6 protein-coding genes are annotated in these 6618 nt (G+C 72.0%); 1 reads left to right on the top strand and 5 read right to left on the bottom strand.

Translation table 11 applies throughout. The features are described 5' to 3' along the window. Positions 1–76: 76 nt before the first annotated feature. The 5 genes from KV557_RS28090 to KV557_RS28070 all read right to left on the bottom strand — a co-directional run bounded on the left by KV557_RS28090 (position 77) and on the right by KV557_RS28070 (position 4775). The gene (locus KV557_RS28090) at positions 77–667 is read right to left on the bottom strand and encodes an NUDIX hydrolase (RefSeq protein WP_218204305.1); all 591 of its coding nucleotides are present in this window, start codon (positions 665–667) and stop codon (positions 77–79) included. Continuing rightward, a complete protein-coding gene (locus tag KV557_RS28085; RefSeq protein WP_218204304.1) occupies positions 664–1824 on the bottom strand; it encodes a type III polyketide synthase in 1161 nt (386 codons plus the stop codon). The genes KV557_RS28090 and KV557_RS28085 overlap by 4 nt, the downstream gene beginning before the upstream one ends. Positions 1825–1938: 114 nt before the next feature. Further along, complete coding sequence (locus KV557_RS28080; protein WP_218204303.1) at positions 1939–3144, bottom strand: cytochrome P450; 1206 nt, start codon at positions 3142–3144, stop codon at positions 1939–1941. 209 nt (positions 3145–3353) lie between these two features. Then, positions 3354–4031, bottom strand: coding sequence for a hypothetical protein (locus tag KV557_RS28075; protein ID WP_218204302.1), 678 nt, complete (start codon positions 4029–4031; stop codon positions 3354–3356). 54 nt (positions 4032–4085) lie between these two features. Next, positions 4086–4775 carry a hypothetical protein gene (locus KV557_RS28070; RefSeq protein ID WP_218204301.1) on the bottom strand — a complete coding sequence of 230 codons (690 nt, stop codon included), beginning with the start codon at positions 4773–4775 and terminating at the stop codon, positions 4086–4088. Positions 4776–5097: 322 nt separating this feature from the next. On the opposite strand from KV557_RS28070, the gene KV557_RS28065 reads away from it, so the two are divergent. Beyond that, positions 5098–6546, top strand: a complete 1449-nt coding sequence (locus KV557_RS28065; protein WP_308130107.1) for a DUF4331 domain-containing protein — start codon at positions 5098–5100, stop codon at positions 6544–6546. The last annotated feature ends 72 nt before the right edge of the window (positions 6547–6618 follow it).

Raw genomic sequence — 6618 nt, 5'->3', positions numbered from 1 at the left:
GCCGGTGGAAGCGCATTCCACCGGCCCCGCCGCCGTTCGCCGTCCTGCCGCTCGGACCCGGACCTTGTGCTTGGCCTCAGCCCAGCCCCGCCCGGCGCCGCAGCTCCACCGCCAGCCCGATCAGCTCGCCCCACGAGGCGTCGTGCGACCTCGCCAGCAGCCGCTGCGCCTCGGCCGCCGGCACCGCCCGCACCTCGACCACCTGCTCGCCGTCCGCCGGATTGGTCGGCGTCGAGTCCACCGCCACCTCCGCCCAGCCCCACAGCCACGCCTTCTCCGGGTGCGGCTGCCACGGCCGGTACGGCGTCGGATCGTCCGTCCGGCAGCGGTGCGCGCCCAGCCAGCCCGGCTCCCCGAGCAGCCGGGCGCCCGCCTCCTCCTTGAGCTCCCGCTCCAGGCAGTTGGCGACGCTCTCGTCCCGCTCGCGCGTGCCGCCGGGCAGGAACCAGTGATCCCGCTCGTCGCGGCAGAGCACCACCCGGTCGTCCGTGAAGCCCACCAGGTGGATGTTGGTCACCAGTTCGTCCGGCGGCAGCTCGGTCGAGAACTGCGCGTCGTACCTCCCCCAGGCCCAGTACTGCGGCGCGTGCAACGCCGGAAAGAGTGCGGCCAGTTCGGCGGCTCTGGCGGAGGGGGAGGTGTCGGTCCGGTCCGTGGTATCGGTCATTCGGTGATCGTAGTGCCGGCCGCGAAACGGCGGGGGACGGCGGGCTGGACGCGCGTCAGGTCGGCGGTGGCGATGGCCCGTGGGCGGCGCGGCGCGCCGATCGCGACCGGCGCCGACACCCAACTCCCGAGCGAGGTTTCGGCAGTGATGCCAGGTCCGAAGCCGGCGATCAGCCCCGGGGTGCCGTCGGGCACGCCGCCGTCGGCGAACAGCCGGGCGAGCGCGTCGAAGACGACGGCGCTGGCGATGTTGCCGCGCTCGGTCAGTGTGGCCCGGCTGTACCGGAAGGTGGCGGGCTCCAGGTTGAGGAAGTGGCAGAGGTCGTCCAGGATGCGCGGGCCGCCGGCGTGGACGATGTAGAAGCCGAGCCCGGAGACGTCCCAGCCGTGCTCGGTGGCCAGGCCGCGCAGCGCGGGCGCGAGCATCTCCATGGTGCCGGGGACGCGCTTGTCGAGCTGGAAGTGGAAGCCGGTGTCCTTGACCCCGTACGAGATCCAGTTCTCGGTGTCCGGGACGAGGTGCGAGCCGTTGCGCTCGATCTGCACGCCGCTGCCGCCGTGCCCGCGCATCACCACGGCGGCGATCGCGTCCCCGAACAGGCCGTTGGAGAGCAGCGAGCCGACGCCCAGGTCGGTGGGCTGGTAGCAGAGCGAGCAGAACTCGCAGGCCACGATGAGCACGTTGGCGCCCGGGTAGGCACGGCAGAAGTCGTGTGCGCGGTTGACGGCGGCGCCGCCGGCCGCGCAGCCGAGCTGGGCGATCGGCACCTGGCGGGTGTCGGAGCGGAAGCCCAGGGTGTTGATCAGCCAGGCGGTCATGGACGGCATCATGAAGCCGGTGCACGACACGTAGACGATCAGGTCGATGTCGGGGGCGCCCAACTCGGCGTGGCGGAGGGCGTTTTCGACCACCTCGGGGACGCGGAGCTTGGCCTCGCGCTCGTAGACCGCGTTGCGGACGGTGAAGCCCGGGTGCCGCAGGGTCTGCTCGATCGGCTGGACGAGGTGCCGGGTCTGCACCCCCGTGTTCTCGATCAGCCGGATGGCGAGGCCGAGTTGGGGATGGTCGGCGTGCAACGTGCGGGCCAGGTCGAGGGTCTGGTCGAGGGTGATGACGTGCTCGGGCACGGCGATGGCTGGGCGGCAGAGTGTTGCCATGGGTACGGATCTCCCCCTGGGGGCCTGCGAGAGGCCTGCGGTGGGCACGCCTGAGGTGGAGGCGGCCGGTGGATGCGTCGGACGGGCGGCGCCGCGTTCGGCGGCGCGGGGAGATCACCAGGCGAGCGGCAGGGTCCGCGGGTAGCGCCAGATGGAACCGGTCTGCCAGTCGAGCTCCGACGGCGCCACGGCCAGGCGCAGTTCCGGGAAGCGCCGCAGCAGAGTCCCGATCGCGACCTGGAGCTCCATCCGGGCCAGGTGCGCACCGAGGCAGTGGTGCTGGCCGTAGCCGAAGGTCATGTGGGTGGGCGCACCGCGGTCCAGGTCCAACTCGTCGGGCCGCTCGTACATCGCCGGATCGCGGTTGGCGGCCAGGTAGGAGACGTGCACCGCCTCGCCGGCCCTGATCAGCACCCCGCCCAGCTCGACGTCCTCGGTGGCGACCCGGGCGATGCCGACGCCCTGCCGGAACGGGATGAAGCGCAGCAGCTCCTCCAGGGCGCGCGGCAGCATCTCGGGCTGGGCGCGGAGCTTGGCGAGCTGCTCGGGGTGGGTGAGCAGGGTGTACGTGATGTTGCTGATCTCGTAGGTGCTGGTGTCGTGGCCGGTGACCAGCAGCACCATCGCCATGACGGCCAACTCCCGGTCGTCCAGCAGCTCTTCGCCGTCGCGGGCGGTCGCGAGCGCGCTGACCAGGTCGTCGCCCGGATCGCTGCGACGGGCGGCCGTCAGCTCGGTGAAATACGCGCGCAGCGCGGCCTTGGCGCGCTCCTGCCCCTCGCGACCGCCCGGGCCCATGGCCATCATCGCGACGGCGTGGCCGCGGAGTTCGGCGCGGTCCTGCTCCGGGATGTCGAGCAGCTCGCAGATGGTGGTGAGCGGCAGCCGGGAGGAGAGGAAGTGCACGAGGTCGGCGGGGGAGCCGTGTTCGGCCATCTCGTCGAGGTAGCCGTCGACGATCCGCTGCGTCCGCGCCCGCATCTGCTCGACCTGGCGGTTGGTGAAGCCCTTGGCGACCAGGCGGCGCAGCCGGTTGTGGGCGGGCGGATCCATCAGGTTGATCGCCTCGGCCTGGGCGATCGGGGCGGGCGTCATCCGGGGCAGGTCGCGCCCGATGCCGGCGGCGCGGCTGAACCGGCGGTCGGTGGTGACGGTCCGGACGTCCTCGTAGCGGGTGGCCAGCCAGGCCTCGCCCTCGCCGTGCGGCAGCCGGATCCGGGCGATCGGGTCCTCGGTGAGCAGCCGCCTGAGGAGGGGGTCGAACTCCAGGCCGTCGGTGTGGTTGAAGGGGCAGTCCCACACGGGGGCGGAGGTAGTCACGGGTCAATCCAAAGGCCGTAGGTAGTGCCGCCCGGACGGGATGTCTCGTTCGGGCGCGGACATGCCGATGTTCCCCCATGGGCTGGCAAAAAGGTGGATCAGCGGGAGAGTTACCTCGAACGAGTTAGATGCATGATTGTCATGCGAATCAAGGGAGTTGAGTGCGCGGGCGCACGGCCACCCAAAATGCTGTGCGCCCGCCCGGTTTGTCAGTGCGTGGGAACGTAGTCGAAGTTGGGCGTCAGGGTGCCGAAGTAGGTGCCCGCCGCCGGGCCGGGTCGGCCGATGTACTGGGTGATCAGGTCGGAGGTCTGCTGGGTGATCCGGAACGGGATCTTCTCCAGACGGAAGCCGGTCGCCGACGGCCGGGCGCCCGCGATCACCTCGCCGTAGGTCGAGTCGGCCACCGTGACCTCGTCCTTGGCTCGCTGCCCGTCCACCAGCACGCCGGCCGAGTAGATCGGGGTCGGCATGACCCGGATGTAGGTCGGGATCAGGGTGAAGGTGTGGCCCGAGGCCGGGTGATTGATGGTGATGCCGCCCGGGTAGTAGATCCGGCCCTTCGAGTCGAGGTGGTCGCCGGGGGTGGAGCCGATCGGCATGTCGAAGCCGTAACCGTCCGGGTCCAGGGTGAACGGCGCGATGGCGCCCAGCGTGGCGCCCTCGGCCTGCAGCCACTGCTTGGTCTCGTCGCTCACCCGGACGTGGGCGCTGCCCCACGGTGAGATGTAGACGCCCGGGAAGCCGATGTCCTTGGTGGCGCGGGTGGATGAGGTGGGTGCGGGTGCGGGTGCGGGTGCGGCGGCGGCGCCCGTCGAGGACGCGGCCGGGGCGATCAGAGCGGTGACGGCGGCCAGGACGGCGAACCCGCGCAGGACACGACGCATGGTGAACTCCTTTGAATCGATGGTGGGTTGAGTGGATCGGATGGATTGGTCGGTTCAGGCGGGGAGGTAGCGGAACTCGCCGGAGAGGGTGCCGAGCTCGTCCCCGGCCCGGAACGCGGTGCCGAGCGCCCGGTTGATGCCCTCCGCCCCCTCTGGGGTCAGCTTCAGCGGCACCTTGGCGGTCTTGACGGCGACCTTGGTCGGGTCCAGCCCCCATCCACCGCCGCCGGTCAGGGCGTCCGGCAGGGTGTACGAGACGAAGGTCTGCTCGGTGGTGCTCTTCACGCCGTTGATCGTCGGGCAGGTGGACAGCCCTTGGTCGGGGAAGAAGCGCAGCCAGAAGTCGTCGGCCGTCCAGGTCCCGTTGGTGACGGAGTTGGTGAAGGTCCAGCCGCCCTTGTAGTAGACCCGGCCGAAGTCCACCAGGTCGATGTACGAGCCGGCCGTGGAGCCGATCGCGCTGGTCAGCCCGGTGTCCCCGGGGAGGCTCGTGACCGGCGCGATCGGGGTGACGGTGACGGCGCTCGCGTCCAGGGCCGCCTTGAAGCCCGGGTTCAAGGCCACCTGGGCCCGGCCCCACGGCGACACGTACGGGCTCGGCAGGTTGAGCGGGCGGCACGACGTGTCCGCCGCCGGGGCGAGGAGGGCGTGGTTCGTCGGGGCGGCCGCGACGCTCGGGGCGCCCAGCGAGGTGAGCGCCGCGGCGGCGGCCAGGAGGGCCGTCAGGGCGGGGTGAATCCTCATGCTGATCTGCTCCTTCGGGGGATCGGCATCGGGAGGTTCTGGTTCTGCCAGAGATGAATAATCGTCAGAATCCATGCACGCCAGGGGAATCCGCAGTTCGGCGGCAGAGGAGAAGTGATCAACACGGATCGTAGGTGCACGGATGTGTGCGATCGAACCGAAGTCCCTCGCGAGAGGGAAAAGATCAACACGTCCGAGTGAGAAGGCCTTCCCGGGGTCGAGTCAAGATCGCCGGCCGCCCTAGGTTGGGGCCCGCCCCGGCGGCCTCCCGCGCCGACCGGCCGCCCCGCTCCGCCCTCGACCCCGGAATCTGGAGAGCCCTGTGCGGAACCCGCGACCCTCCCGGCGCCGCTTCCTCGCCGCCACCACCGCCCTCACCGCCGCCGCCCTCGGCGGCCCCCTGCTCGGCACCAGCCGGGCCGGCGGCCACTTCGACGCCCCCGGCGTCGCCCTCGACCAGCCCGCCAACATCACCGACGTCTACGCCTTCACCAGCCCCGACGCCCCCGACACCGTCACCGTCATCGCCGACGTCCACTCCGCCCAACTCCCCGGCGCCGCACCGCTCAACTACCCCTGGGCCACCCGCGCCCGCTACGAGATCCACGTCGACAACACCGGCGACGGCGTCCCCGACCTCACCTACCGCTGGACCTTCCGCACCGAGGACCGCCGCCCCTTCGGCAACGGCCCCATCGCCGTGGCCCCCGTCCGGGGCCTCGACTCCCCGGGCCTGCTCTACCGCCAGCGCTACACCCTCGAACGCATCCGGGCCGGCCGCGCCCCCGAGGTCCTGGTCGCCGACGGCACCGCCGCACCCACCCACACCGGCCTCACCCTCATGCCCGACTACGGCGCCCTGCGCGCCGAAGCCACCCGGGCGCTGCCCGGGGGCGGGCGGAGCGTCGTCACGCAGACCGCGGAGTCGTTCTTCATCGACACGAGGGTGGTCGGGCTGTTCGTGCTCGGGACGGTCGGGCCCGTCCCCGGCGCGCTGCCCGGGCCCAACCCGCTGTCGGCCGTCAACGTCGGGAGCATCATCCTCCAGGTGCCGAAGCGTGACCTCGCCCTGAACGGTGACGTCGGGCGCAACCCCGTGGTCGGGGTGTGGGCGACCGTCTCCCGGGAAGGCGCCGACCTCTCCCGTGACCTGCGGGCCCAGGACGCCGTCTACCGGCAGGTCGGCCGGCTCGGCAACCCGCACGTGATGTTCGCGCTCTGGGGCTCCTCGACGGCCAACGCCGTACCCGGCGGCCCCGAGGACCGCTTCAACGCCCGGTCCGCCGCCGACGACCACCTCGACCAGGCCTTCCTCGATGCGGCCCTCAACCCGGCCCCGCCGCGGCGCATCCAGGCCGCCCAGGGCTTCGCGGCCCCGCCCGGCCCCCGCGAGGACATCCGCGCCCTCTTTCTCGGCGGCATCGGCCGCGACAACGGCGCCCGCTTCGGCTTCGACCTCAACACCCACCGCCTGAACGCGGACGCCGACCCGAGGGCCGTCGCGTGGGCGGAGCAGCTCCGGCTCAACCTGGCGACACCGGTGAGCAGTTCGCCGAACCCGGACGGCGTCCTCGGCGGCGACCTCCAGGGCTACCCCAACGGCCGCCGCCCCAACGACATCATCGACCCGCCCCTGCTGCGGATGCTGGAGGGCGAACCCTGGACGGGCCGCTCGGCGGCGGAGCTGCTGCCGCCGCCGTTGTTCGACTGGCAGCCGGAGCGCGCGTCGGACGTGTTCCCGTACCTGAACCTCCCGCACGCGGGGCCGTGAGGGGTGAGGGGGTGGGACGGCCCCGGGCGGTGGCGGATCGGGGGAGTGCGCTGCCGTTTCGAGCACGGCGCA

Source organism: Kitasatospora aureofaciens, from assembly GCF_019192735.1.
Classification (GTDB): domain Bacteria; phylum Actinomycetota; class Actinomycetes; order Streptomycetales; family Streptomycetaceae; genus Kitasatospora; species Kitasatospora aureofaciens_A.
The sequence above is the reverse complement of the archived record's forward strand: the minus strand, read 5'-3'. Positions and strand labels throughout refer to the sequence as shown.